Source organism: Agrobacterium sp., from assembly GCF_059499945.1.
The window spans coordinates 494978-516704 of sequence record NZ_JCABZP010000003.1 but is presented as its reverse complement, the minus strand read 5'-3'; the positions used below and the strand labels follow the sequence as shown (position 1 = coordinate 516704).

General features: G+C 59.8%; 22 protein-coding genes. 12 read left to right on the top strand and 10 right to left on the bottom strand.

Annotated elements, in window-relative coordinates:
- The first annotated feature begins 177 nt into the window (after positions 1-177).
- The 3 genes from chpT to AC5I5B_RS04680 all read left to right on the top strand — a co-directional run bounded on the left by chpT (position 178) and on the right by AC5I5B_RS04680 (position 2623).
- Positions 178-825, top strand: a complete 648-nt coding sequence (gene chpT / locus AC5I5B_RS04690) for a histidine phosphotransferase ChpT (RefSeq protein ID WP_060723657.1) — start codon at positions 178-180, stop codon at positions 823-825.
- Positions 826-911: 86 nt separating this feature from the next.
- Positions 912-1439, top strand: coding sequence for a GNAT family N-acetyltransferase (locus AC5I5B_RS04685; RefSeq protein WP_004430003.1), 528 nt, complete (start codon positions 912-914; stop codon positions 1437-1439).
- A 137-nt stretch (positions 1440-1576) separates the two neighbouring features.
- The gene (locus AC5I5B_RS04680) at positions 1577-2623 is read left to right on the top strand and encodes an alpha/beta hydrolase family protein (RefSeq protein ID WP_161974130.1); all 1047 of its coding nucleotides are present in this window, start codon (positions 1577-1579) and stop codon (positions 2621-2623) included.
- Between the two features lie 52 nt (positions 2624-2675).
- Here the strand turns inward: AC5I5B_RS04680 and AC5I5B_RS04675 are convergent, their stop codons facing one another.
- Both AC5I5B_RS04675 and ctrA read right to left on the bottom strand, forming a co-directional pair.
- The gene (locus AC5I5B_RS04675; RefSeq protein ID WP_087744881.1) at positions 2676-3191 is read right to left on the bottom strand and encodes a GNAT family N-acetyltransferase; all 516 of its coding nucleotides are present in this window, start codon (positions 3189-3191) and stop codon (positions 2676-2678) included.
- Between the two features lie 225 nt (positions 3192-3416).
- Positions 3417-4121 (bottom strand): response regulator transcription factor CtrA, encoded by a 705-nt coding sequence (gene ctrA / locus AC5I5B_RS04670; protein WP_003522926.1) that lies wholly within the window; start codon positions 4119-4121, stop codon positions 3417-3419.
- A 480-nt stretch (positions 4122-4601) separates the two neighbouring features.
- On the opposite strand from ctrA, the gene AC5I5B_RS04665 reads away from it, so the two are divergent.
- Both AC5I5B_RS04665 and AC5I5B_RS04660 read left to right on the top strand, forming a co-directional pair.
- Entirely contained in the window at positions 4602-4952 is a 351-nt protein-coding gene (locus tag AC5I5B_RS04665; RefSeq protein WP_003491821.1) for a flagellar export protein FliJ, read from the top strand.
- Positions 4953-5239: 287 nt separating this feature from the next.
- Positions 5240-5443, top strand: a complete 204-nt coding sequence (locus tag AC5I5B_RS04660) for a DUF1059 domain-containing protein (RefSeq protein ID WP_004430026.1) — start codon at positions 5240-5242, stop codon at positions 5441-5443.
- 210 nt (positions 5444-5653) lie between these two features.
- Here AC5I5B_RS04660 and AC5I5B_RS04655 read toward each other — a convergent pair whose 3' ends face one another.
- The 4 genes from AC5I5B_RS04655 to cysQ form a co-directional block, all read right to left on the bottom strand.
- Entirely contained in the window at positions 5654-5935 is a 282-nt protein-coding gene (locus AC5I5B_RS04655) for a GNAT family N-acetyltransferase (protein ID WP_003522924.1), read from the bottom strand.
- 222 nt (positions 5936-6157) lie between these two features.
- Positions 6158-6433 (bottom strand): CtrA inhibitor SciP, encoded by a 276-nt coding sequence (sciP, locus tag AC5I5B_RS04650; RefSeq protein ID WP_004430042.1) that lies wholly within the window; start codon positions 6431-6433, stop codon positions 6158-6160.
- 191 nt (positions 6434-6624) lie between these two features.
- Positions 6625-7665, bottom strand: a complete 1041-nt coding sequence (locus tag AC5I5B_RS04645; protein ID WP_262514095.1) for a DUF2793 domain-containing protein — start codon at positions 7663-7665, stop codon at positions 6625-6627.
- A 337-nt stretch (positions 7666-8002) separates the two neighbouring features.
- Positions 8003-8791 carry a 3'(2'),5'-bisphosphate nucleotidase CysQ gene (gene cysQ / locus AC5I5B_RS04640; protein ID WP_495752375.1) on the bottom strand — a complete coding sequence of 263 codons (789 nt, stop codon included), beginning with the start codon at positions 8789-8791 and terminating at the stop codon, positions 8003-8005.
- A 335-nt stretch (positions 8792-9126) separates the two neighbouring features.
- Here cysQ and AC5I5B_RS04635 point away from each other — a divergent pair, with 335 nt between their 5' ends.
- From AC5I5B_RS04635 to AC5I5B_RS04605, 7 genes are all read left to right on the top strand, one after another.
- Complete coding sequence (locus AC5I5B_RS04635) at positions 9127-10029, top strand: branched-chain amino acid ABC transporter permease (protein ID WP_004430050.1); 903 nt, start codon at positions 9127-9129, stop codon at positions 10027-10029.
- Between the two features lie 4 nt (positions 10030-10033).
- Positions 10034-11431, top strand: coding sequence for a high-affinity branched-chain amino acid ABC transporter permease LivM (gene livM, locus AC5I5B_RS04630; protein WP_495752374.1), 1398 nt, complete (start codon positions 10034-10036; stop codon positions 11429-11431).
- Positions 11431-12309 (top strand): ABC transporter ATP-binding protein, encoded by an 879-nt coding sequence (locus tag AC5I5B_RS04625; RefSeq protein WP_004430053.1) that lies wholly within the window; start codon positions 11431-11433, stop codon positions 12307-12309. The genes livM and AC5I5B_RS04625 overlap by 1 nt, the downstream gene beginning before the upstream one ends.
- The gene (locus tag AC5I5B_RS04620; RefSeq protein ID WP_004430059.1) at positions 12309-13037 is read left to right on the top strand and encodes an ABC transporter ATP-binding protein; all 729 of its coding nucleotides are present in this window, start codon (positions 12309-12311) and stop codon (positions 13035-13037) included. The genes AC5I5B_RS04625 and AC5I5B_RS04620 overlap by 1 nt, the downstream gene beginning before the upstream one ends.
- Positions 13038-13218: 181 nt before the next feature.
- Entirely contained in the window at positions 13219-13572 is a 354-nt protein-coding gene (locus AC5I5B_RS04615) for a DUF6867 family protein (protein WP_004430061.1), read from the top strand.
- A 119-nt stretch (positions 13573-13691) separates the two neighbouring features.
- Positions 13692-14810 carry a branched-chain amino acid ABC transporter substrate-binding protein gene (locus AC5I5B_RS04610; RefSeq protein WP_004430064.1) on the top strand — a complete coding sequence of 373 codons (1119 nt, stop codon included), beginning with the start codon at positions 13692-13694 and terminating at the stop codon, positions 14808-14810.
- 131 nt (positions 14811-14941) lie between these two features.
- Positions 14942-15649 (top strand): polysaccharide deacetylase family protein, encoded by a 708-nt coding sequence (locus tag AC5I5B_RS04605; RefSeq protein WP_004430067.1) that lies wholly within the window; start codon positions 14942-14944, stop codon positions 15647-15649.
- Between the two features lie 24 nt (positions 15650-15673).
- Here AC5I5B_RS04605 and AC5I5B_RS04600 read toward each other — a convergent pair whose 3' ends face one another.
- From AC5I5B_RS04600 to AC5I5B_RS04585, 4 genes are all read right to left on the bottom strand, one after another.
- Positions 15674-16198 (bottom strand): AAA family ATPase, encoded by a 525-nt coding sequence (locus AC5I5B_RS04600; RefSeq protein WP_111834780.1) that lies wholly within the window; start codon positions 16196-16198, stop codon positions 15674-15676.
- A gap of 283 nt (positions 16199-16481) precedes the next feature.
- Positions 16482-17411 (bottom strand): response regulator, encoded by a 930-nt coding sequence (locus tag AC5I5B_RS04595; protein WP_013636721.1) that lies wholly within the window; start codon positions 17409-17411, stop codon positions 16482-16484.
- Complete coding sequence (locus AC5I5B_RS04590) at positions 17408-20803, bottom strand: ATP-binding protein (RefSeq protein ID WP_111834781.1); 3396 nt, start codon at positions 20801-20803, stop codon at positions 17408-17410. The genes AC5I5B_RS04595 and AC5I5B_RS04590 overlap by 4 nt, the downstream gene beginning before the upstream one ends.
- A gap of 43 nt (positions 20804-20846) precedes the next feature.
- Positions 20847-21617 carry an SDR family oxidoreductase gene (locus tag AC5I5B_RS04585; RefSeq protein WP_065687522.1) on the bottom strand — a complete coding sequence of 257 codons (771 nt, stop codon included), beginning with the start codon at positions 21615-21617 and terminating at the stop codon, positions 20847-20849.
- Between the last annotated feature and the right edge of the window lie 110 nt (positions 21618-21727).

The window sequence follows — 21727 nt, the reverse complement described above, 5'->3', positions numbered from 1 at the left end:
CAAAGTTCTACAGCATGTTTCGCGCATCCTTGCGGATACACGGGGCTCCAGTGTGGCCTGTTAAGGCATTTGGCATTTTGAAACCATCCTATTAACAATCGGTTTACCAAATATGGTGTCATTATGGCTTAACAATTTCCACACCGTCCGCGCCTCCCTTGCGCAGGAGAGAATTTTATGACCAGCAAACTCAATATCACGCTGTCCGGTCCCGATCTGGCGGCTCTTCTGTGCAGCCGTGTGTGCCATGACGTTATTTCTCCTGTCGGCGCCATCAATAACGGCCTCGAACTTCTGGACGAGGGCGGCACGGATGACGATGCGCTCGATCTCATCCGCACGTCAGCCCTTAACGCATCCGTGCGGTTGAAGTTCGCCCGCCTTGCTTTCGGTGCTTCCGGCTCCGCCGGCGCGTCCATCGACACCGGTGAGGCCGAAAAGGCTGCCCAGGATTTCGCTGCCGCCGAAAAGAAGGCGGAAGTGAGCTGGAACGGCCCGCGCGCCATCGTTGCGAAGAATCGTGTCAAACTTCTGCTCAACCTTTTCCTCGTGGCTTACGGCGCCATTCCGCGTGGCGGCAATGTGGATGTGCTGCTGGAAAGCCCCGACGGCGACGCCAGGTTCGAAATCACCGTCAAGGGCCGGATGATGCGCGTGCCGGCCAAGTTCGCGGAAATTTATGAAGGCAGGCTGGAAGAGGCGGTCGACGCCCATTCCGTCCAGCCCTATTACACGCTGCTTCTGGCCGAAGAGGCCAATATGGCGGTGGAATACAAGGTGCATGACGATCGCATCGTGTTTACGGCGAAGACGATTACGGAGTGATCGTTTCGATGCGACAGTGACGCCATCAGGGGTCGGGCCGGCTTTTGCCAGTGCCCGGCCTTTTTCTTTTCAGAGGAGGAGGTCTCATGATCCGTGTCGAAACCGCGCGTCTCCTGCTGCGGCCGCATGCCATCGAGGACGAAGCACGTTATTGCTCCTTCTGGAGCGCGGATGTTCATCCGATCCCGGGCGTGAGCTCGATCGCGCCGCTCGATCCCGAACTCGCCTTCGCGCGGCTTCTGCGTTTCATCGGCCACTGGTCCGTCTTCGGTTTCGGCCCCTTCGTGGTGGAGGAAACCGCCACGGGACGAATCGTCGGCGAGGTGGGGCTGGCCCATATGCGCCGTGGACATGGCGCGGATTTCGACACCGCGCCGGAGGCCATGTGGAAGATTGACAGGGATCTGACCGGCAAGGGTGTGGCCAGCGAAGCGGTACAGGCCGCCCTTGGCTGGTTTGATGCCAAGGGCATATCGAACCGGATCGTCTGCATGATCGATCCGCTGAATGCGCCGTCGCTCGCGATCGCCGCCCGTTTCGGCTTCTGTCCTTTCCGGGAAACGACCTTCCGCGACAGTCCCGTGCGGCTTTTCGAGCGGATCGCGGATATCTAGCGCTCGGCATAACAGGAAGCGTTTGCGAGCGAGCCGCTGTCTCGATTGCGTTTCAGGACGACCTGAAACCTGTTTGAGGTCTCGGCAGGCGGCGGTTTGAACCAAGGGTTGGTCCATATCAACTCCTGGAGCATCCCATGCGCTATTTCATTCTGGCGATACTCGTCATCTTTTCCACTGCTCAGGCCGCAAGGGCGGAAAGCGGTATCGGCTTTAAACAGATCGAATTGCCGGATGAGGGGGGCGCGAGAACGCTTGCCGTTTCATTATGGTACCCGGCCGCGCCCTCGGGCAAAAGCGAGATCGTCGGCGAAAATGCCGCATTTTACGGTCTTGAGGTTCAACCGGGTGCCTCTTTTCTTAAGGATTCTCGTCCGCTCGTGCTGCTGTCGCACGGTTTTGGCGGTAGCTGGCGCAACCTGAACTGGATTGCCGGCGAGCTTGTTCGGGAAGGTTATGTCGTGGCCGCTCCGGATCACGGCGGCGAATCATTTACCGAAGAAAATGCGACCGAGATCGTTCCATTGTGGGAACGGCCGCGCGACATCAGCAGAACGCTGACGGCCTTGCTTGGCGATGATCGATTCGCCGGCAGGATCGATGGGACGCGCATCGCGGTTATCGGCCATTCCCTCGGCGGCTGGACCGCGATGGAACTGGTTGGCGCGCGATACAGCGCCGATCTTGCCCTGAGGGATTGCGGCGCAGAGAAGCGCCCGCCGCAATGCAAGGCTCCCCGGCTGCTAGCCAAAGTCGGGGTTGTCGGTGACGGCAAGGCCGATCCGCGGCTTTCGATGGATTTGAAGGATGCCCGCATCCGCGCTGCCATCGCGCTGGATCTCGGGCCGGCCGCGGGTTTCCTGCCGGAAACGCTGCAGGCCGTCAGCGTACCGGTTCTGGTTCTGGCGGCAGGTGTGGAGACACCAGAGATCGCCGCTATCAAGGCCGATTCCGAATATATCGCCCGGCATCTGCCAAAGGCGACGACGGTTTATCGGGACATACCGGATGCCAGCCATTTCAGCTTCATGCAGATTTGCAAGCCGAACGGCGAAAAGATCGTGGAGGAACTTTCACCGGGTGAGGGTTTCGTCTGCCGGGATGGCGGCGGCAGGGACCGCGTGGCCATCCATGCGCAGATCGCGGAGGCAATCCTCGGCTTTCTGAAAGTGGAAATGCGCTAAGTTGGATTTTCGGGACGCCTCGCGACCGTAATGGCCGCAAGGCGTCCCTCTTTCAAACAGCGTTTACCTGATAGTGCCGATAAACGAGGTCTTCGGGATCGGAACGAGGTGCTGCCGGATCGAGCCTTCCGCCGATTCGTTCGGCGACGGCCGCTGATTTGCGGTTTTGCGGCGAGACGTAGCTAACAAGCGTGGGCAGGCTCAGGGTCCTGAAGGCCCAGTCGCGCAGCGCCGAGGCGGCTTCAGCGGCATAACCGCGCCCCTCATGGCCTTCGTAAAGCAGCCAGCCAAGTTCCTTTTCCGGAAACAGCGGACCGTGATTGATGCCGACCTGGCCGATACATTCCCCCGTTTCGCCAAGCTCGATCATTAGCGCGCCATGGCCGAAAAAGTACCAGTTGGCGAGATCGTGGCAGAACACGCCCCATGTTGAGGGCAGGTCGTATGGTCCGCCGACACCGATGGAGCGCGGCGACGTCATGAAGTTCCGATAGGCGGGGAAATGCGCCATGGTCAGCGGGCGCAGCGTCAGGCGATCCGTCTTGAGGGTTGGGATGGCGTGGTTCATGTACCGGCGTCCTTTGGCGATGCGTGGCCAGGTCTTTCTCTCCTCATTGCTGTGCTTGTCACAGGAATCCGGTCGACGCGTCTGCGCGGCGGAGAGTCCTTTCAACCCAAGGACTTGGGATGGCTGGATTCCTGTGACAGGCACAGCAATGAGGGAGAGAAAATCGCAACAAAAAACCCGCCGTTTCCAGCGGGTCTTTTAAAAACTGTCCTGTTCCGGATTGGATCAGGCGGTTTCGAGGAATTCCGTGGCGCCGTCAGGCTCGCGCAGAACATAGCCGCGGCCCCAGACGGTTTCGATGTAGTTTGCGCCGCCGGCGGCGTTTGCGAGCTTCTTGCGCAGCTTGCAGATGAAGACGTCGATGATCTTCAGTTCCGGTTCGTCCATGCCGCCATAGAGGTGGTTCAGGAACATTTCCTTGGTCAGCGTCGTGCCCTTGCGCAGCGAAAGCAGCTCAAGCATCTGATATTCCTTGCCGGTCAGGTGAACGCGCTGGCCGCCCACTTCAACCGTCTTGGCATCGAGATTGACGATAAGCTCGCCGGTGGCGATGACCGACTGCGCATGGCCCTTGGAACGGCGGACGATGGCATGAATGCGGGCAACAAGTTCGTCCTTGTGGAACGGCTTCGTCATGTAATCGTCTGCGCCGAAGCCGAGGCCGCGAACCTTATCCTCGATGCCGGCCATGCCGGACAGGATGAGGATCGGCGTCTTGACCTTGGAGAGGCGAAGCGTTCTCAGAACCTCGTAACCCGACATGTCGGGCAGGTTGAGGTCGAGAAGAATAATATCGTAATCGTAGAGCTTGCCGAGGTCCACGCCTTCCTCGCCGAGGTCGGTCGTGTAGACGTTAAAGCTTTCCGACTTGAGCATCAGTTCAATGCTCTGCGCTGTTGCGCTGTCGTCTTCAATAAGTAGAACCCGCATAATTATCCCCTTTGCCGCCCGCGAACCGGTAAATCATTGCCTCGCGCGATGCGGATCCAGACGTTGCCTGATTTGCAGGCTGCCACCAAATGGTTAACAAATTCTAATTGCCTTTGGCAAGGTGTATCGAATTTATTAAGCAAAGAAGGCATTTCGCTGTTTTTGCACGTGAATCCACCATCGCCAAAATTGAAGCTCAACGTGAGGATTTCCCGCTAAGTGATTCAATCGACTCTTACATCGTCTGGCCCGTTTTTTTGGACCTGGCATTTACCGACCCTTAAATGATCGTGTTTATCATTAACGATGCCCGTAAACGAAAGGTTAACGACGGCGGTTTTTTATTAACGTCGGGTAACTTTTGGGAATCATTCCGGGACAGGGGTCAACCCTTACGGAAAAACGGGCGGGTTAAACGGGCCGGTCAGGGGGCATAGTGCCTTTTTTGATCCGGGTCTCGCTATCCATGGAGTATTGCGTATGAAGTCGCGTGACAGCCTGGTTCGCCTGAAGGAATTTCAGGTCAATGAAAAACGCCGGCAGCTTAACCAGCTGCAGCAGATGATGTCCGAGTTTGAGCGGATGGCAAAGGAACTGGTGCATCAGATCTCTCTGGAAGAGAGCAAGTCGGGCATTACCGATCCGACACATTTCGCCTATCCGACCTTCGCCAAGGCCGCGCGCCAGCGGGCGGATAATCTTCAGGTCTCGATCCGGGAGCTGAAGGCCCAGCAGGAGGCCGCCGAGGCTTCGCTGGAAGAGGTGCAGGCCGAATATGAAAAGGCCGCCGCACTGGAAAACCGCGACGGAGCCATCCGCGCCCGCGCCTGACCACAGGCGCAAAAGCTGACGAATGATCGTCCTCATTGACGGCTGCCGGTGGATCAGGAGGCGGCTTTCAATGACGGGACGCCATGCATTTTTTTAAAAGGCCGCTCCTTAAGGGCGGCCTTTTGTTTTGCGGCGTCGCCGGTGTTTCCCGCCGGGACGGTCATGCCCGATTTCGATTGTCCGGAAGTTGGGAAAGGCGTATTTTACGGGGGTTCCGACCGTGAGCCGGAGGCTTTTACGCGCACGCGCCCCGTGCAGGCGCGGGCGGCTATTGCAGGGAGGAAAAAATGGCCCGCCAATATATCGATTGCCGTGAATTCCCCAGTGACAGCAGATGCACCGTTGCCATTTCCGCCGATTCTCAAGAAGAGCTTATGGAAGCGGCCGTGCAACATGCCGTGGCGGTGCATGGCGCAGAGGATACGCTGGAATTCCGTGAAGAAGTCCGCCGGAGCATGCATGCCGGGACGCCGCCGTTGAAGGTGGCGTGATTGCTGGCACACCTGAAAATCTCTCCGCCGTCATGCCGGACTTGATCCGGCATCCAGCCGACGCGCGCCTGCGCAACGAGAAGAGTCTTTTCAGCTCAATGACTGAGCTTGCTGGACCCCGGCTCAAGGCCGGGGTGACGGAGTGTGGATGCTCCGTTTTGGCCAAAACACCCGTAGATAGCTGCCATTACGCTCTTTATGTCTGCCATTTTACCCCTGGATCACATCCGCCCATTCGGCATGGCGCAATGTCTGGGCCTTGAAGAAGGGGCAGAGCGGAATGATCTTCCAGCCGCCCTTGCGGGCTTCATCAATCGCATGGGCGGCGAGCGCCTGGCCGACACCCTTGCCGCGCAGCGCATCGGGCACACCGGTATGGTCGATGATGATGAGGGAAGGGGAGGTGCGCGAATAGGTCATCTCCGCCTTGTGGCCGTCGATTGTCGCCGAATATTCGCCGTGCGATCCGGTTTCGGTGGTCTTGATGTCCATGGTCTCTGCCTCCGCATTGCTGTTCGTTTTCGCCACTCTAACGGCTTGCGCCTGAATTGAAACAGCGCGATAGCGAACGCAGCGGACACAAACCGGCGACAATCACCGGTTCTGTCGGGCAGTTTTCAGGAGAAATCCGAAATCAAACCGAAAGCCCCGTCGATGATCCGGCGGGGCGTTCTGGAATTCGGTTTGGGGCGCGTTACCGCGCCGGCGCACTGTTTAGTGGCGATATTGCTGAATGCGCGTGGTGCGCAGACCGGCGAGGCCATGATCGGAGATCGAGGACTGCCAGGACAGGAATTCTTCAACGGTGAGCGTATAACGCTCGCAGGCTTCCTCGAGGCTCAGCAGTCCTCCGCGTACCGCGGCAACCACCTCCGCCTTTCTGCGAATGACCCAGCGACGGGTATTGGCAGGCGGAAGATCCGCAATCGTCAGAGGGCTGCCATCGGGGCCGATGACATATTTAACTCGTGGGCGTATCATTTCGGTCATTGGACACTCTATACAAACTCAAGACCATATGACGGGAACTCTATCCCGGTACCTTTAAAAATTGCCTAAGCAGCTCGTGACAATTTATTAAGAATTTGAACGGTTTCGCCTGATTTGTTCGAGTCGCCTTATTTTGCCGGGAAAAAATTTTTCCAAAAATCGCAATTTTTCTCTCTCATCGGTTGTTTCCGTCAGAGTGCCGCAAGCGAAAGGCACGTTTTCCCGCTGCCCTGGGTAAATTCCGCCGTTCCCTCATGCTGCAGCCGCAGGCGGTCGCCGGCATCGAGCGGAAGGATCGATGTTGCCGACTGCTGTGTGCCTGAGGTCGATGCATTTCCTGTCATGCCGAAACTGGCCGCCGCACCGTTGATGAAAAGCGTCACCCGGTGGCCGGAGGAGGAGGCCACGGCGAGCGACAATGCTGCCAGATAAAGGCCCTTTGCCGGAACGACGAGTTCACGCCCGCCGGTTCCCACGGGTTCCCCGAGCGCAAATCCGCCCTCGGCGATGAAGAGCACGGAAAAACCCGCCGCCGAGCCATTGGCGGGTTTCGTCGTGCCAGAGGGCATGCCGGCGACGGCGAGTGGGCGGTTGGGCATCGAGACCCGGCCATCGCCGCTGCACAGAAGCGCCGTGTGCCAGGAGGTGCCATCCACACTGGTCTTGATCGAAAACCCGTCATGGCCGGCAAGGCCCATTTCCGCCCGGCCGCTCCAGCCGGACTGGAACAGCAGCGTGGCGGTATCGGCTTTTGCCGCCTTGTTGATCGTCATGCGGTGGCTGCCGTCTTCCTCGGCATGGGTAAAGAGGCTGGCGGGGGAGGCAAGCGCCAGCCGGTTGGTGTCATCGGCCTCCGCGCCGATCCCCAGCCGCTCCTGCCGGCCGGTGGCCGGCAGCGGCATGTCGCGCCAGCTTCCGTCTTGCAGCAGGCGATATTTGCTCTCGGTCGCAAACCATGCCGTCCAGCCCGGCTGCGGTACTATAAAGAGCCACGCGCCATCCTGCCGGAACGCGAGCCTGCCGCCCTTGCCGGCCCAGTCGCCGGCGGCGTCCGGCGTCAGCAGGAAACAATCGCCCTCGGCCGCATTTTCGGGCGGGGCGGCAACGGCAGCCTTGATGGTGAGCTGCACGATTGCATCCAGCCTTTGCAGGGCTTCGTTGTGGGTGACGTGTTTTTGGGCCTGTGAGGGCAGGATGTAAGGAAGCCGAAGTCTCGCCGTCTGTTCCGTCATGATGTGCCTTCCGCGTTGTGGTGTTTCCTTGCGGGGCATTGTGACGGGGGGACGTGGGGTGGGGATGAGTGGGGATGGATTATTTTTTGTTGGGCCTTGGTGGGCGCGGCTTACCCCCTCTGCCCTGCCGGGCATCTCCCCCTCAACAGGGGAGATAGACTCGCGGGCAGGCTTCGCCCATCTCAGCATTTGCGAATGAAGTGGTGGTAGTGCCTCCGGCTGATCTCCCTCCTTGAAGGGGAGATGCCCGGCAGGGCAGAGGGGGGTGAAGCCTCATACGCCGAAGCGGAGATCGATCCGCGCTTTGCAAGAGCCGAGGAAACGCGCCGAGCGCCTGTTACCCCGCGTGTTCCACCGCCATCGCCCCCTCGGCAATGAAGTCCGGATTGGCCAGCGCATCCTCGCCATCGCCCCTCACCGCATAGACAAGGGGCCTGCCCTCGCAATCGAGCGTCCTGCCGCCTGCGGCGCGCAGCACGGCGTCGCCGGCGGCCGTGTCCCACATCATGGTACGGCTGAAGCGGGGGTAGATATCGGCAGCGCCTTCCGCCAGCATGCAGAATTTCAGCGAGGAGCCGACGGAAATGCAGTCTTTCAGCCCGTGTTCGGCCACGAAGGCTTCCGTTTTCGCCGTGCAATGCGAGCGGCTGATCAGCGCCACGGGTGAAGCGCCGCGCTGACGCGCCCGGATGGGGTGGCGCGAAAGGATTGCGCCTTCGCCTGATATTGCGAGCTTTTCGGCGGCGTTTTCGTCACCCGTCCACGCCTGTCCACGGCAGGGGGCGTAAACGACGCCGGCCACCGGAACGCCATTGCGGATGAGCGCGATATTGACGGTGAAATCGTCCTTGCCGGCAATGAATTCCTTGGTGCCGTCAAGCGGATCGACGAGAAAGAATTCCGCACCGGTTTCCGGCAGGATGCCGTTTGAGACAGCCTCTTCGGCCACCACGGGGATGTCAGGAAAATGGAGGACCAGCGCCGCAAGGATGATCACCTCGGCACGCTGGTCGGCCTCGGTCACGGGCGAACAGTCGTCCTTGTATGACACATGTGGGCCGGCGCGATGGACCGCCATGATGGCCTGCCCGGCGTCCAGCGCCGCTTTCGTCAATATGTCGATCATCTCTTTGCCAATTGTATCCCGTCTGCGGGATATCGCCGTTCCGATATTCGCTACTCCTTTGCCCGCTGCCCGTCAAATAATGGCATTGGACAATGCTAAAATAAGCATCCAACCGTCATTTTTTCAGCACTTCCTGCCAAAATCATGGCTCTTTTGACCGGGAAAGCGGCAGTCCATGTGGAAATTCCAAATTTTGTGCAGGATCGCCCGTTTTTGACTTCACATTTTTAACGAACACGATATGCATTTTGAGGGTGGGGGTCTGCCTGAAAGGCTTCCCCTATAATTAACATAACGAGGCGTGACCCATTCGAGGTCGTGCCCGGGGGAAAGACATGGAGTATTTTATCCAGCAGCTCATCAACGGGCTGACTCTTGGATCGATCTACGGCCTCATCGCTATCGGCTATACGATGGTTTACGGCATCATCGGCATGATCAACTTCGCCCATGGCGATATTTTCATGCTTGGCGGCTTCGCCGCCCTGATCGTTTTCCTGATCGTGACATCTTTTGTCGCCGGCATTCCGGTGGCGCTTCTTCTGCTTCTGATGATGGTCGTCGCCATGCTGATGACCGGCCTGTGGAACTGGGTGATCGAGCGCGTCGCCTACCGCCCGCTCAGAGGTTCGTTCCGCCTGGCGCCGCTGATCACTGCCATCGGCATGTCGATCGCGCTGTCCAACTTCATCCAGGTCACCCAGGGTCCGCGCAACAAGCCGATCCCGTCCATGGTGACGGAAAGCTATCATTTCGGCGCCATTACCGTCTCGCTGAAGCAGCTGATCATCATGGTCGTCACCTCGGTGCTGCTCTTCGCCTTCTGGTACATTGTCAACAAGACCCCGCTCGGCCGGGCGCAGCGCGCCACCGAACAGGACCGCAAGATGGCCGCATTGCTCGGCGTTGATGTCGACAAGACCATCTCCATCACCTTCATCATGGGTGCGGCGCTGGCTGCGGTCGCGGGCACCATGTATCTGATGTATTATGGCGTTGCCTCGTTCAGCGACGGCTTCATTCCCGGCGTCAAGGCGTTTACCGCGGCCGTTCTCGGCGGCATCGGCTCGCTTCCGGGCGCTGTTCTCGGCGGTCTGCTGATCGGTCTCATTGAATCGCTGTGGTCGGCCTATTTCTCCATCGCCTACAAGGATGTCGCGGCATTCGGCATTCTGGCTTTCGTGCTGATCTTCAAGCCGACCGGTATTCTCGGTCGTCCGGAAGTCGAGAAGGTGTGATCCCATGACCAATATCGCTTCCGAAAACGCCGCTTCCAGCCCGAGCCTGATGGCGACGGCCCTGAAGGAGGGCCTGATTGCGGGCCTCATCTCGTTCGGCATGTTCATTCTTTATGTCGGCATCGTCACCTATCAGGATATCAACAACCAGCTGATCTGGGGCACCCGCTGGGGGCTTCTGGCGATCTTCGTCGGCATTGCCGCGGTCGGCCGCTTTCTCGTGGTCGGCTTCATCAAGCCGTCGCTGGACCGCCGCCGGCTTGCCAAGGCGAAAAGTGGCATTCTGGAAATCTCCGAGGAAAAAGGATTTTTCCACAAGCACTTCCTGAAGCTGGCGCTCGTCCTGCTGCTGCTTTATCCTGTTATCGCCGTGCAATTGTTCGGCTTTCAGGGCTCGCTGAAATTCGTCGACAATTTCGGCATCCAGATCCTGATCTATGTGATGCTGGCCTGGGGCCTGAACATCGTCGTCGGCCTCGCCGGCCTGCTCGATCTCGGTTATGTGGCCTTTTACGCGGTCGGCGCCTATTCCTACGCGCTGCTGTCAAGCCATTTCGGCCTGTCCTTCTGGGTGCTTTTGCCGGTGGCGGGCATTCTCGCCGGCTTCTGGGGCATCATTCTCGGTTTCCCGGTTCTGCGCCTTCGCGGCGACTATCTGGCGATCGTCACGCTGGCCTTCGGTGAGATCATCCGCCTCGTGCTTTTGAACTGGACGGCCGTCACCAAGGGCACCTTCGGCATTTCCGGCATCGCCAAGGCTTCGGTCTTCGGCATCTGGTCCTTCGATGTCGCCGCGCCGAACAATTTCGCCAAGGCCTTCGGCCTGTCGATGTCGTCGGCCTATTACAAGATCTTCCTGTTCTACGTGATCCTGCTTCTGTGCATGCTGACGGCTTACGTCACCATCAAGCTGCGCCGCATGCCGATCGGCCGTGCATGGGAAGCGCTGCGCGAGGACGAAATCGCCTGCCGTTCGCTCGGCATCGACACCGTCATCACCAAGCTCACCGCCTTTGCCACGGGCGCGATGTTCGGCGGTTTCGCCGGTTCGTTCTTCGCCGCGCGGCAGGGTTTCGTTTCGCCGGAAAGCTTCGTGTTCCTGGAATCGGCCGTCATCCTCGCCATCGTCGTACTTGGCGGCATGGGCTCGCTGACAGGTATCGCCATTGCGGCGCTCGTCATGGTCGGCGGCACCGAGCTTCTGCGTGAGATGGAGTTCCTGAAGCATGTCTTCGGGCCTGACTTCACGCCGGAACTTTACCGCATGCTGCTCTTCGGTCTCGCCATGGTCATCGTCATGCTGTTCAAGCCGCGCGGTTTCGTCGGCTCGCGTGAACCCACGGCCTTCCTTAAAGAACGCAAGGCCGTCTCCGGCAGCTTTACCAAGGAAGGTCACGGTTGATGGCTTCCGGAATGACGAACATGACACCAAACACCACTGGCGATACGATCCTCAAGGTCGAACATCTCTCGATGCGCTTCGGCGGCCTGATGGCCATCAACGACTTCTCCTTCGAGGCGAAGCGCGGCGAGATCACGGCGCTGATCGGCCCCAACGGTGCGGGCAAGACCACGGTCTTCAACTGCATCACCGGCTTCTACAAGCCGACCATGGGCATGATCACCATGCGCCAGCAGAGTGGCGAGGCGCATCTTCTCGAGCGCCTGCCGGATTTCGAGATCACCAAGAAGGCGAAGGTGGCGCGCACCTTCCAGAACATCCGCCTGTTTTCGGGTCTGACGGTTCTGGAAAACCTGCTGGTGGCGCAGCACAATGCGCTGATGAAGGCCTCGGGTTACACCATTCTCGGTCTTCTCGGCCTGCCCGCTTACCGGCGGGCGGTGGACGACTCGATCGAAAAGGCCAAATACTGGCTGGACAAGGCCGATCTGACCGACCGCGCCGACGATCCGGCCGGCGATCTGCCCTATGGCGCGCAGCGCCGTCTGGAAATCGCCCGCGCCATGTGCACGGGGCCGGAGCTTCTGTGCCTCGATGAGCCGGCCGCCGGTCTCAATCCGAAGGAATCGCTGGCGCTCAATGCGCTGCTGCGCGGCATTCGCGATGAAGGCACGTCGCTGCTTCTGATCGAGCACGACATGTCCGTGGTCATGCAGATTTCCGACCATGTTGTGGTTCTGGAATATGGCCAGAAGATTTCCGACGGTTCGCCGGACCATGTGAAGAACGACCCGAAGGTCATCGCCGCCTATCTGGGTGTCGAGGATGATGAAGTGGAAGACGTGATTGCGGAAGAACTCGACGGAGGAGCGGCCTGATGCCCGGTGAATCGCTTCTCAAAGTCCAGGGTGTCGAAACCTATTATGGCAATATCCGGGCTCTGGCCGGTGTTGATGTCGAGGTCAACAAGGGTGAGATCGTCAGCCTGATCGGCGCCAATGGCGCCGGCAAGTCGACGCTGATGATGACCATTTGCGGCAGCCCGCAGGCGCGCGCCGGTCAGGTGATCTTCGACGGTGAGGACATTACCCATCTGCCGACGCATCTCATCGCCCGCAAGCGCATCGCCCAGTCTCCCGAAGGCCGCCGGATTTTCCCGCGCATGACAGTGCTGGAAAACCTGCAGATGGGCGCCAATCTCGATAATCTCAAGCATTTCAAAGAGGACGTCGAGAAGATCTTCACGATGTTCCCGCGTCTGAAAGAGCGCCAGAGCCAGCGCGGCGGCACGCTTTCCGGCGGCGAGCAGCAGATGCTCTCCATCGGCCGCGCGCTGATGGCGCGTCCGAAGCTCCTGCTGCTTGATGAACCGTCACTCGGTCTTGCACCGCTGATCGTCAAGGGCATTTTCGAGGCGATCAAGAAACTCAACCAGGAAGAGGGGCTGACCGTCTTCCTCGTGGAGCAGAACGCCTTTGCCGCGCTGAAGCTTTCCGACCGCGCTTATGTGATGGTCAACGGCAAGGTGACGATGAGTGGTTCGGGCAGGGAACTGCTCGCCGATCCGCAGGTGCGCGCCGCCTATCTCGAAGGCGGACGGCACTGAAAGATTTTACTTGCGCCGGAAATCTTGCGGCGCAAGACTGCAAACGGCGGCCTGCCGTCCTTTCGGCCAAACCTTAAGGATCCCTGGCGGGGCGTAAACAATAAAATGCCCGGCGGGAAACGACGGGACGACAGACAAGGCAGGGCCAGGGCGTTTCCGCCCGGCACTGATGGGGAAAGAGATGCAGGGCCTTTTTTTCGAAACCGATAACGGCGTGCGTTATGTTCTGCGCGCACTGGTTGTTCTCTTGGGTTTCTGGACGGCGTGGCGCACGGGCAGATCGGTGGCCGATGGCTGGGGCGGTTATACGCGGGTGGTGATCTATACGCTCGCACTGGGGCTCGTCATGCGGTTTCTGCATTACGCGCTCTTCAACGGGCCGTTCATCAACGGCTTCTATTACGTGTTTGACGTCGTTCTTCTTCTGGTCTTTTCCAGCATCGGTTTCCGCATGCGCAGGACGAGCCAGATGGTCAATAATTACTATTGGCTCTACGACCGGACGTCGGCATTTTCCTACAAGAAGAAAGATTGACAGGCGGATTTTTCCGGCTGCACAATGCTCGTCAGAGTGGAACGGTTTCCTGTTCAGTGAAGGTGGGTACTGAACAGGTCCTTGCAATCAACCCATCCAAAGGAACTGGGAGTAAAGTAATGAAGAAGTCTCTTCTTTCCGCTGTTGCGCTGACCGCCATGGTCGCGTTTGGCGGTTCGGCCTGGGCCGATGTCGTGATCGCTGTCGGCGCACCGCTGACCGGCCCGAATGCTGCTTTTGGCGCTCAGATCCAGAAGGGTGCCGAACAGGCTGCGAAAGACATCAATGCCGCCGGCGGCATCAATGGCGAGCAGATCAAGATCGTGCTGGGCGACGACGTATCCGACCCCAAGCAGGGTATTTCGGTTGCCAACAAATTCGTTGCTGACGGCGTGAAATTCGTTGTCGGTCACTTCAACTCCGGCGTTTCCATTCCGGCCTCTGAAGTTTACGCCGAAAACGGTATTCTCGAAATCACGCCTGCCGCAACCAACCCTGTTTTCACCGAACGCGGCCTGTGGAACACTTTCCGCACCTGCGGCCGTGACGACCAGCAGGGCGGCATCGCCGGCAAGTACCTGGCCGATCATTTCAAGGACGCCAAGGTCGCCATCATTCACGACAAGACACCTTATGGTCAGGGCCTTGCCGATGAAACCAAGAAGGCTGCCAATGCCGCCGGCGTGACTGAGGTCATGTATGAAGGCGTCAACGTCGGCGACAAGGATTTCTCCGCGCTGATCTCCAAGATGAAGGAAGCCGGCGTTTCCATCATCTACTGGGGCGGCCTGCACACCGAAGCCGGTCTCATCATCCGCCAGGCGGCTGACCAGGGCCTGAAGGCGAAGCTCGTTTCGGGAGACGGTATCGTCTCGAACGAACTTGCTTCCATCGCCGGCGACGCCGTTGAAGGCACGCTCAACACCTTCGGCCCCGATCCGACGCTGCGCCCGGAAAACAAGGAGCTGGTAGAGAAGTTCAAGGCCGCCGGCTTCAACCCGGAAGCCTACACGCTCTACTCCTACGCCGCGATGCAGGCGATTGCCGGTGCGGCGAAGGCTGCCGGTTCCGTGGAGCCGGAAAAGGTTGCCGAGGCCCTGAAGTCCGGCACCTTCCCGACCGCGCTTGGCGACATCTCCTTCGACGAGAAGGGCGACCCGAAGCTTCCCGGCTACGTCATGTACGAATGGAAGAAGGGTCCGGACGGCAAGTTCACCTACATCCAGCAGGGCAGCTAAGCTCTTCTGTGACTTCCTATCGAAGCCCGGCAGCGATGCCGGGCTTTTTCTTTTTGTGGTCCGGCTTGCCATACTGGAGACAACAAGGCGGGAAACAAAGCCTCTCGGGAAAACTGCAATGAGGGGTAGCAATGACGATAAAGCGAACCGTGTCTCTATTCCTTGTTCTTGCTGGGCTGGCGGCGGTGCTGATAGGCGTGCATTTCTTCAGCAAATCCCGAACGACGCAATTATTTGGTGGCATCATCGCAAGGGTCGAAACGGAAAGGCCGGTGGTGGCGCTGACCTTCGACGATGGGCCGTCGGTGCGTTTTACGCCTGATGTCCTGACGATCCTGAGGGAGCGCGGGGTAAAAGCGACTTTCTTTTTGACCGGTAAGGAGACCGAAGAAAACCTGCCGCAGGCGCGCATGATCGTGAGCGAGGGGCATCAGCTCGGCAACCATAGCTATACGCATTCCAACATGATGTTCATGGGGCCGGCGCGGATCAGGGAGGAGATCGAGCGCACCGATGCGGCTATTCGCGCTGCGGGCTACGAAGGCGAGATCATGTTCCGGCCGCCCTATGGCAAGAAGCTGCTCACCTTGCCCTGGTATCTTTCACGGCATGACCGGAAAACCATCATGTGGGATGTCGAACCGGAATCGTTTCCCGATGTCGCCGACGATGCGGCCGCCCTCGCCAGTCACGTCATCGAGCAAACGAGAAACGGCTCGATCATCATCATGCATGTCATGTATCGAAGCCGCGAGGTGTCCCGGCAGGCGCTGCCCCTGATCATAGATGGCCTTCGTCAACGCGGGTTCGAGTTTGTTACCGTCGCGCAATTGCTCTGATATCGCTGCCGAACCTGTGGCTGTTCAGCCGATCCGCGCCAGAATAAAGTCGGCACGTTCCTCGATGCCTGATTTTGGAAGCACGACGCTATCGTAGCCAAGCGCTTCATAGTCCCGGACAAGACGTTCATACTCCTCGACCGCCGCGTCGAAATCATGCCGGCGTTCATCGTCGCCCCGATAGATTTCAGGCCAGGGCGGGGTGAGGAAAACCAGACGGTTATAGCGGTGCGTGTTTTTCAGCGTATCGATGAAGCCATCGCCGCCGACATGGCGTAGCGCAGAGGCGGCGTCGATCAGGCCGCGATCGAAAAAGACGAGGCCATCCGCTGGCGCCTTTTGCCGGTCTTCCAGGGCCATGGTGATCGCCCGGCGGGCGAAGGCCTCGATGTCGATCCAGGGCAGGGCGGTGCCGTTATTGCGGGTTTCTTCGATGACGATGCGCCGACCGGGCTCCTCGACGGTTACGAAACCGCGCCGGGCAAGTTCTGCGAGGAGGGTGGATTTTCCGCCGCCGGAGCAGCCGGAAAGGATGATGAAACGGTTCATGGGCGTTTCTCCTGTGTTGGGGATCAGGTGGATCGGGTGGTGATTTTTCGGCAGGCAGGGGTGAGGCAGGTTTCTTCTCCCCGTCGGGGAGAAGGTGGCCCGAAGGGTCGGATGAGGGGGCAAGCTCTCCGAATATCTCGACGCTTGCCCCCTCATCCCGCTGCCGCGGACTTCTCCCCGGTGGGGAGAAGAAACAAGGGGCATCCGCTCGGCCGGAAGCGGATACTCTGCATTCAAGCAGAAAATATATGTTTGCTGAACCTTACCGCACTAATTGTGCTCGTCAGCCCTGATGCAAAATATGCGCCGCCTTGACGGCCGCCGAAGCGCGGTTTTCGACGCCGAGCTTCACATAGATCTGTTCCAGATGTTTGTTCACGGTTCTGGCGGAAAGGCCGAGAATATCGCCGATATCGCGGTTGGATTTGCCTTTGGCAATCCACAGCAGAACTTCCGATTCCCGCGTTGTCAGGGCAAAGTGGTCCTTCAGCAGGTGGTCGTCGGATTTCTCATTGGCGGCTGTCAGACGGAAGAGATATTCGTCCGGTCCCATTGCGCCGAGGAAGGATAGCTGCAAAGCGGGCCGCCCGGCCTCGGTGATCGTCAGCGGTGCATCGCGGGCGGAATCCACCGTTGTCCTGTCGGCCAGCCAGCCGGAAATATGGGCAACGACAATCTCCAGCCCATCATCGCGGCCGGTGGCGGCGTTGACCAGCCGGGTTGCCTGTGGTGTGGACCAGTGGATCGCGCCGTTGGCGCGCACGGCGAGCAGGTGCCGACCGGCGGCATCCAGCGCCACGCGGGCGCTCTGCGCCGAGCGGGCATTGGAGAGATGCACACGGATGCGGGCGCGCAGCTCATCGATGTTGATCGGCTTGGTCAGATAGTCGACACCGCCGGATTCGAGCGCCCGCACCACATGTTCGGTCTCCGTCAGCCCGGTCATGAAGATGACAGGCACCTGGGCCACGGCGGCGTTGGCCTTCAGGCGGCGGCAGGTTTCGAAACCGTCCATGGCCGGCATGACCGCATCGAGCAGGATGATATCGGGCGTGATGCGTTCGGCAATGTTGAGCGCGGCCTGACCGGATGTGGCGATCAGCGCCGAAAAGCCTGACTGTTCCAGCGCATCGGTGAGGAACCCCAGCGCTTCGGGACTGTCATCCACCAGCAATACAATGTCTCTCGGCAGTGCTGCGCCTTGCCCGCTCATGCCTTGCCGTCTCCCCTGTCGTTCTCTTCAAACCGCTTTAGAAAATGGGCGTAACCGGCCAGATCGAAGGCCTGCACATAGGTGCCAAGCTCTTGCGTGAAGGGCAGGTTGTTGGTGTTGCGGGCGAGATCTGCGAGTTTTGCCTCTATGCCGCGTATGTAGCCTATTTCGCCGAGCCTCTGCAAATCCTTGATATGAATTACGCCGGGATGAACGATCTGCGCCGGCGGCTGGGGGATGGGTGCCGGGGGAAGGTCGGTATCGTAAATCCACTTCAGGCCGAGATGCACCGCAAGCCTGTCGCACAGGTGGCGGATATCGACCGGCTTGGCGATGGCGTCGTTGTGATTGTCTTCTCCGGCACCCGCTACGGTGCCGTCACCGATATTGGCCGAGAGCATGATGAGCGGAGCCGTCTGCCCTGCTTCACGCAACTTCGTCACAAGCTGCCAGCCGGACATTCCGGGCATGGAGATATCGATGAGAAAGAGGTCGGGCTGCACGCCTTCGATGAGTGTCAGGCATTCCGGTCCGCTCTGGGCGGTCAGCACCACGAAATCGAGCGGCGAAAGCACCTGCCGCATCAGCTCGCGGTGATCCTCATTGTCATCAACCACCACGATGGTGCGGCGCGGGCCGGAATAGGAGCGGATGGTCTTTTCTGCCGCAGGCGCGGTGCTTGGCCGATGCACGGCAGACAGCATGAGGCGGACGCGAAAGGTGGAGCCGCTGTCCTTCTCGCTGGAGACGGAAATCTCGCCGCCCAGCGTGTTGGTCAGAAGCCTTGTGATTGTCAGCCCAAGGCCGAGGCCCGGCATGGGGCGCACGCTTTCGGCCTCGCCGCGCTGGAAAGGCTCGTAGATGCGGGCGAGGTCTTTTTCGGCAATGCCGCGCCCGGTATCCGACACCGTGAAGCTTGCCACCTGGCTGCGATAGGCGACATCGAAGGTGACGCTGCCCTCATCGGTGAACTTGATGGCGTTGGAGAGCAGGTTGACGAGAATCTGGCGCAGACGCTTTTCATCCGTGCGGACATATTGCGGCAGGGAATGGGCGCGTTCGTGCCGGAATTCCAGCCCCTTGGCCTGCGCCTGCGGGCGGAACATGTCGACGATCTGGTCGAGGAAATCCTGAATATTGATCTCGTTGGAATAGACCTGCAGGCGGCCAGCCTCGATCTTGGAAATATCCAGAAGCCCGTCGATCAGGCCGGAGAGATGGTCGGCGGAACGGCGAATGACCTTGATGGCCGATTGCCGCGGCGCGGGAATGGTCTCATCGCGTTCGAGGATTTGGGCGTAGCCCAAAACAGCGTTGAGCGGCGTGCGCAATTCGTGGCTGAGGCCGACCACGTAGCGGCTCTTGGCGCGGTTGGCGGCCTCAGCCGTTTCCTTGGCGTCCTGAAGGGCGGCGTCGGTCTTCTTGTGGGCGGCGATTTCCTTCAACAGCAGCGTGTTCTGGCGTGAGGATTCCTCTTCCGCAACCACCCGGCTGTCATGGGCAAGAACCAGAAACCAGCAGACGATGCCGGCAATGACGGCAAAGACGAAAAACACGATGAGGATGGTGCGGTTGACCACGTCAGCCGTTGCCGGCGAGGCGGTGCCGACCTGATGGGCGATGAGCGCCAATATGCCGCCAATGGCGGTGACGGCGATGGCCGCCGCCATGCCATAACGTCCGAGCCTTGTGGCGAGTTTTGCAACCAATTGGTGGGGCAGGAAAGATTTTGCGACCGTCGCGACTTGATAGTTGAGCTTGGCCTTCGGCTTGCACATGTCATGGCAGCGGCTGTCCAGCGAGCAGCAGAGCGAACAGATCGGCGCCGCATAGGCTGGACACCATGCCATGTCTTCCGGCTCGAACGGGTGTTCGCAGATGGAGCAGGTGATGGCGCTCAGCTCGCGCCATTTCTGGCGCGGCTTGCGGGCCAGATAGAATTTGCCCTTCGTGCCCCAGGCGATCAGCGGCGAGGCTATGAAGGCGACGATGAGGGTGAGATAGGGCGCAAGCGAGGCAGCGAGTGCGCCGAAGGTGCCGAAATGCGCCATCAGCGCAATGGTGGCCGAAAGCGCCATGGAGCCGACGCCGACGGGATTGATATCGTAGAGATGGGCGCGCTTGAACTCGATGCCCGGTGGGGCAAGGCCGAGCGGCTTGTTGATGAACAGATCGGCCGAGATGGTGCAGAGCCAGGCCATGGCGACGATGGAAAAAATGCCGAGCGTTTCTTCCAGCAGGCGATAGATGCCGAGTTCCATCAACAGCAGCGCGATCACTACGTTGAAGACCAGCCAGACCACGCGGCCGGGGTGGCTGTGGGTGAGGCGGGAAAAGAAGTTGGACCAGGCGAGCGAGCCCGCATAGGCGTTCATGACGTTGATCTTCAGCTGCGAGACCACCACGAAGGCGACCATCAGCAGCATAGCCGCCGTATGGTTGGGGATCATGTAGCCGAAGGCGGTCAGGTACATCTGGGCCGGATCGGCGGCGCGGTCCACCGAGACGCCGGAACTGAAGGTCAAGACCACGAGGAAGGAACCGGCCAGCAGCTTCGGCACGCCGACGACGACCCAGCCGGCACCCGCCAGAAAGACCGCGATGCGATGGCGCAGGCGGCTCTGTCCCTCGGCGGGCAGGAAGCGCAGGAAATCCACCTGTTCGCCGATCTGCGACATCAGCGCGAGGATGACGGCAGACGCCGCGCCGAATTCCACCAGATTGAAATGGGCCACGGTGCCCGGCGGACCGGAGGCGTGATGAATGCCGGAAAAGGCCCGCCACAGATCGTATTTTTCCCAGTCCATCAAAGCGATGAAGATGAAGGGCAATACGTTCAGCACGATCCAGAAGGGCTGGGTGATGATCTGGAAACGGCTGATGAGGCGCACGCCGTGGGTGACGAGCGGAATGACCATGACGGCGGAGATGATGTAGCCGATCCAGAGCGGAATGCCGAGCGCCAGCTCCAGCGCGCCGGACATGATCGACGCCTCTATGGCGAAGAGCATGAAGGTGAAGGCGGCGTAGATCAGCGAGGTGATGGTGGAGCCGATGTAACCGAAGCTCGCGCCGCGTGTCAGGAGATCGATATCGACGCCGTGACGGATGGCGTAACGGCTGATCGGCAGGCCGACGGCAAGCATGGCAATGGCCGCGACGATGATGGCGTAAAAGGCGTTGGTGGTGCCGTATGACAGCGTGATCGCGCCGCCGATGGCTTCGAGTGCCAGAAAGGAAATAGCGCCGATGGCGGTGTGGGAGATGCGGTTGGACGAAAATTGCCGGGCGCTTTTAGCGGTGAAGCGCAGCGCATAATCTTCCAGCGTCTGGTTGGCGACCCAGCGGTTATATTCGCGCCTGACGGGGATGATGCGTTGCCGTGCGGCCATGCCTAGGATCCAGCCCCTTTCCGCAAAAGGTGTTTTGCCATTCTCACAGCCGCACCGACATGCCGCCATCCACCGTCAGCACATGGCCGTTGACGAAGGAGGAGGCGTCGCTGGCCAGAAACAGGGCTGCACCGGCGATTTCATCCGGCCTGCCCCAGCGTTCCAGCGGCACGCGCAGTTTGGCGAATGCGACCATGTCAGGGTTTTCGGCAAGGGCCGCATTGGTTTCCGTGGCGAACATGCCGGGTGCAATGGCGTTGCTGGTGATGCCGCGCGCACCATATTCGACAGCTATTGCGCGCATCAGCCCGGTCAGCCCCTGCTTGGCAACGGGATAGATCGCATCGCCCGGCCTGACGATGTGGCCGAGAATGGAGGTGATGGTGATGATGCGGCCGTAACCGTTGGAATTCATGGCTTGCGCGGCGTCTCGCGACAGCGAGACGGAGGAGGTGAGGTCGGTGCGGATAAGCTCCAGCACGTCCTCGTCGCTGAATTCGGAAAGCGGGCGGCGGTCGCGTGCGCCGACATTGTTGACGAGGATATCGAGATGGCCGAATTCGTCCATGATGCGGTGGACGAGGGCAGTTCCGGCGGCGGTATCGGCAATGTCGAAAGCGGCATAATCGGCTTTTCCGCCGGCTTGCCGAAGTGTGCCTGCTGCCTGTTCCAGCGCCTCGGCGTTACGGCCGGTCAGCCACACATGGGCGCCAGCCTCGGCAAAGGCCCTGGCGATTTCGAAACCGAGGCCGCGGCCGCTGCCTGTGATGATGGCGATGCGGTTTTCGAGAGAGAATTTTTTGAGAATGCCCATCGCTCACCTTCTTGCTTTAGAGCATCGGACCGAAAACCGTGTCGCGGTTTCGGAAAAGCCGATGCGGTTGGTCAAAGCCACGCAACGTCTTCGAGTTTGCGCATAGGCAA

What these genes read in the sequence shown, in the direction of transcription:
- AC5I5B_RS04615 (WP_004430061.1), top strand. Translation starts at nt 13,219, where the DNA reads ATGCAGGGCCTTTTTTTCGAAACCGATAACGGCGTGCGTTATGTTCTG.
- AC5I5B_RS04645 (WP_262514095.1), bottom strand. Translation starts at nt 7,665, where the DNA reads ATGACGGAACAGACGGCGAGACTTCGGCTTCCTTACATCCTGCCCTCA.
- AC5I5B_RS04595 (WP_013636721.1), bottom strand. Translation starts at nt 17,411, where the DNA reads ATGAGCGGGCAAGGCGCAGCACTGCCGAGAGACATTGTATTGCTGGTG.
- AC5I5B_RS04610 (WP_004430064.1), top strand. Translation starts at nt 13,692, where the DNA reads ATGAAGAAGTCTCTTCTTTCCGCTGTTGCGCTGACCGCCATGGTCGCG.
- AC5I5B_RS04605 (WP_004430067.1), top strand. Translation starts at nt 14,942, where the DNA reads ATGACGATAAAGCGAACCGTGTCTCTATTCCTTGTTCTTGCTGGGCTG.
- AC5I5B_RS04665 (WP_003491821.1), top strand. Translation starts at nt 4,602, where the DNA reads ATGAAGTCGCGTGACAGCCTGGTTCGCCTGAAGGAATTTCAGGTCAAT.
- AC5I5B_RS04600 (WP_111834780.1), bottom strand. Translation starts at nt 16,198, where the DNA reads ATGAACCGTTTCATCATCCTTTCCGGCTGCTCCGGCGGCGGAAAATCC.
- AC5I5B_RS04590 (WP_111834781.1), bottom strand. Translation starts at nt 20,803, where the DNA reads ATGGCCGCACGGCAACGCATCATCCCCGTCAGGCGCGAATATAACCGC.
- AC5I5B_RS04585 (WP_065687522.1), bottom strand. Translation starts at nt 21,617, where the DNA reads ATGGGCATTCTCAAAAAATTCTCTCTCGAAAACCGCATCGCCATCATC.
- AC5I5B_RS04620 (WP_004430059.1), top strand. Translation starts at nt 12,309, where the DNA reads ATGCCCGGTGAATCGCTTCTCAAAGTCCAGGGTGTCGAAACCTATTAT.
- sciP (WP_004430042.1), bottom strand. Translation starts at nt 6,433, where the DNA reads ATGACCGAAATGATACGCCCACGAGTTAAATATGTCATCGGCCCCGAT.
- chpT (WP_060723657.1), top strand. Translation starts at nt 178, where the DNA reads ATGACCAGCAAACTCAATATCACGCTGTCCGGTCCCGATCTGGCGGCT.
- AC5I5B_RS04625 (WP_004430053.1), top strand. Translation starts at nt 11,431, where the DNA reads ATGGCTTCCGGAATGACGAACATGACACCAAACACCACTGGCGATACG.
- ctrA (WP_003522926.1), bottom strand. Translation starts at nt 4,121, where the DNA reads ATGCGGGTTCTACTTATTGAAGACGACAGCGCAACAGCGCAGAGCATT.
- livM (WP_495752374.1), top strand. Translation starts at nt 10,034, where the DNA reads ATGACCAATATCGCTTCCGAAAACGCCGCTTCCAGCCCGAGCCTGATG.
- AC5I5B_RS04680 (WP_161974130.1), top strand. Translation starts at nt 1,577, where the DNA reads ATGCGCTATTTCATTCTGGCGATACTCGTCATCTTTTCCACTGCTCAG.
- AC5I5B_RS04685 (WP_004430003.1), top strand. Translation starts at nt 912, where the DNA reads ATGATCCGTGTCGAAACCGCGCGTCTCCTGCTGCGGCCGCATGCCATC.
- AC5I5B_RS04635 (WP_004430050.1), top strand. Translation starts at nt 9,127, where the DNA reads ATGGAGTATTTTATCCAGCAGCTCATCAACGGGCTGACTCTTGGATCG.
- AC5I5B_RS04655 (WP_003522924.1), bottom strand. Translation starts at nt 5,935, where the DNA reads ATGGACATCAAGACCACCGAAACCGGATCGCACGGCGAATATTCGGCG.
- AC5I5B_RS04660 (WP_004430026.1), top strand. Translation starts at nt 5,240, where the DNA reads ATGGCCCGCCAATATATCGATTGCCGTGAATTCCCCAGTGACAGCAGA.
- AC5I5B_RS04675 (WP_087744881.1), bottom strand. Translation starts at nt 3,191, where the DNA reads ATGAACCACGCCATCCCAACCCTCAAGACGGATCGCCTGACGCTGCGC.
- cysQ (WP_495752375.1), bottom strand. Translation starts at nt 8,791, where the DNA reads ATGATCGACATATTGACGAAAGCGGCGCTGGACGCCGGGCAGGCCATC.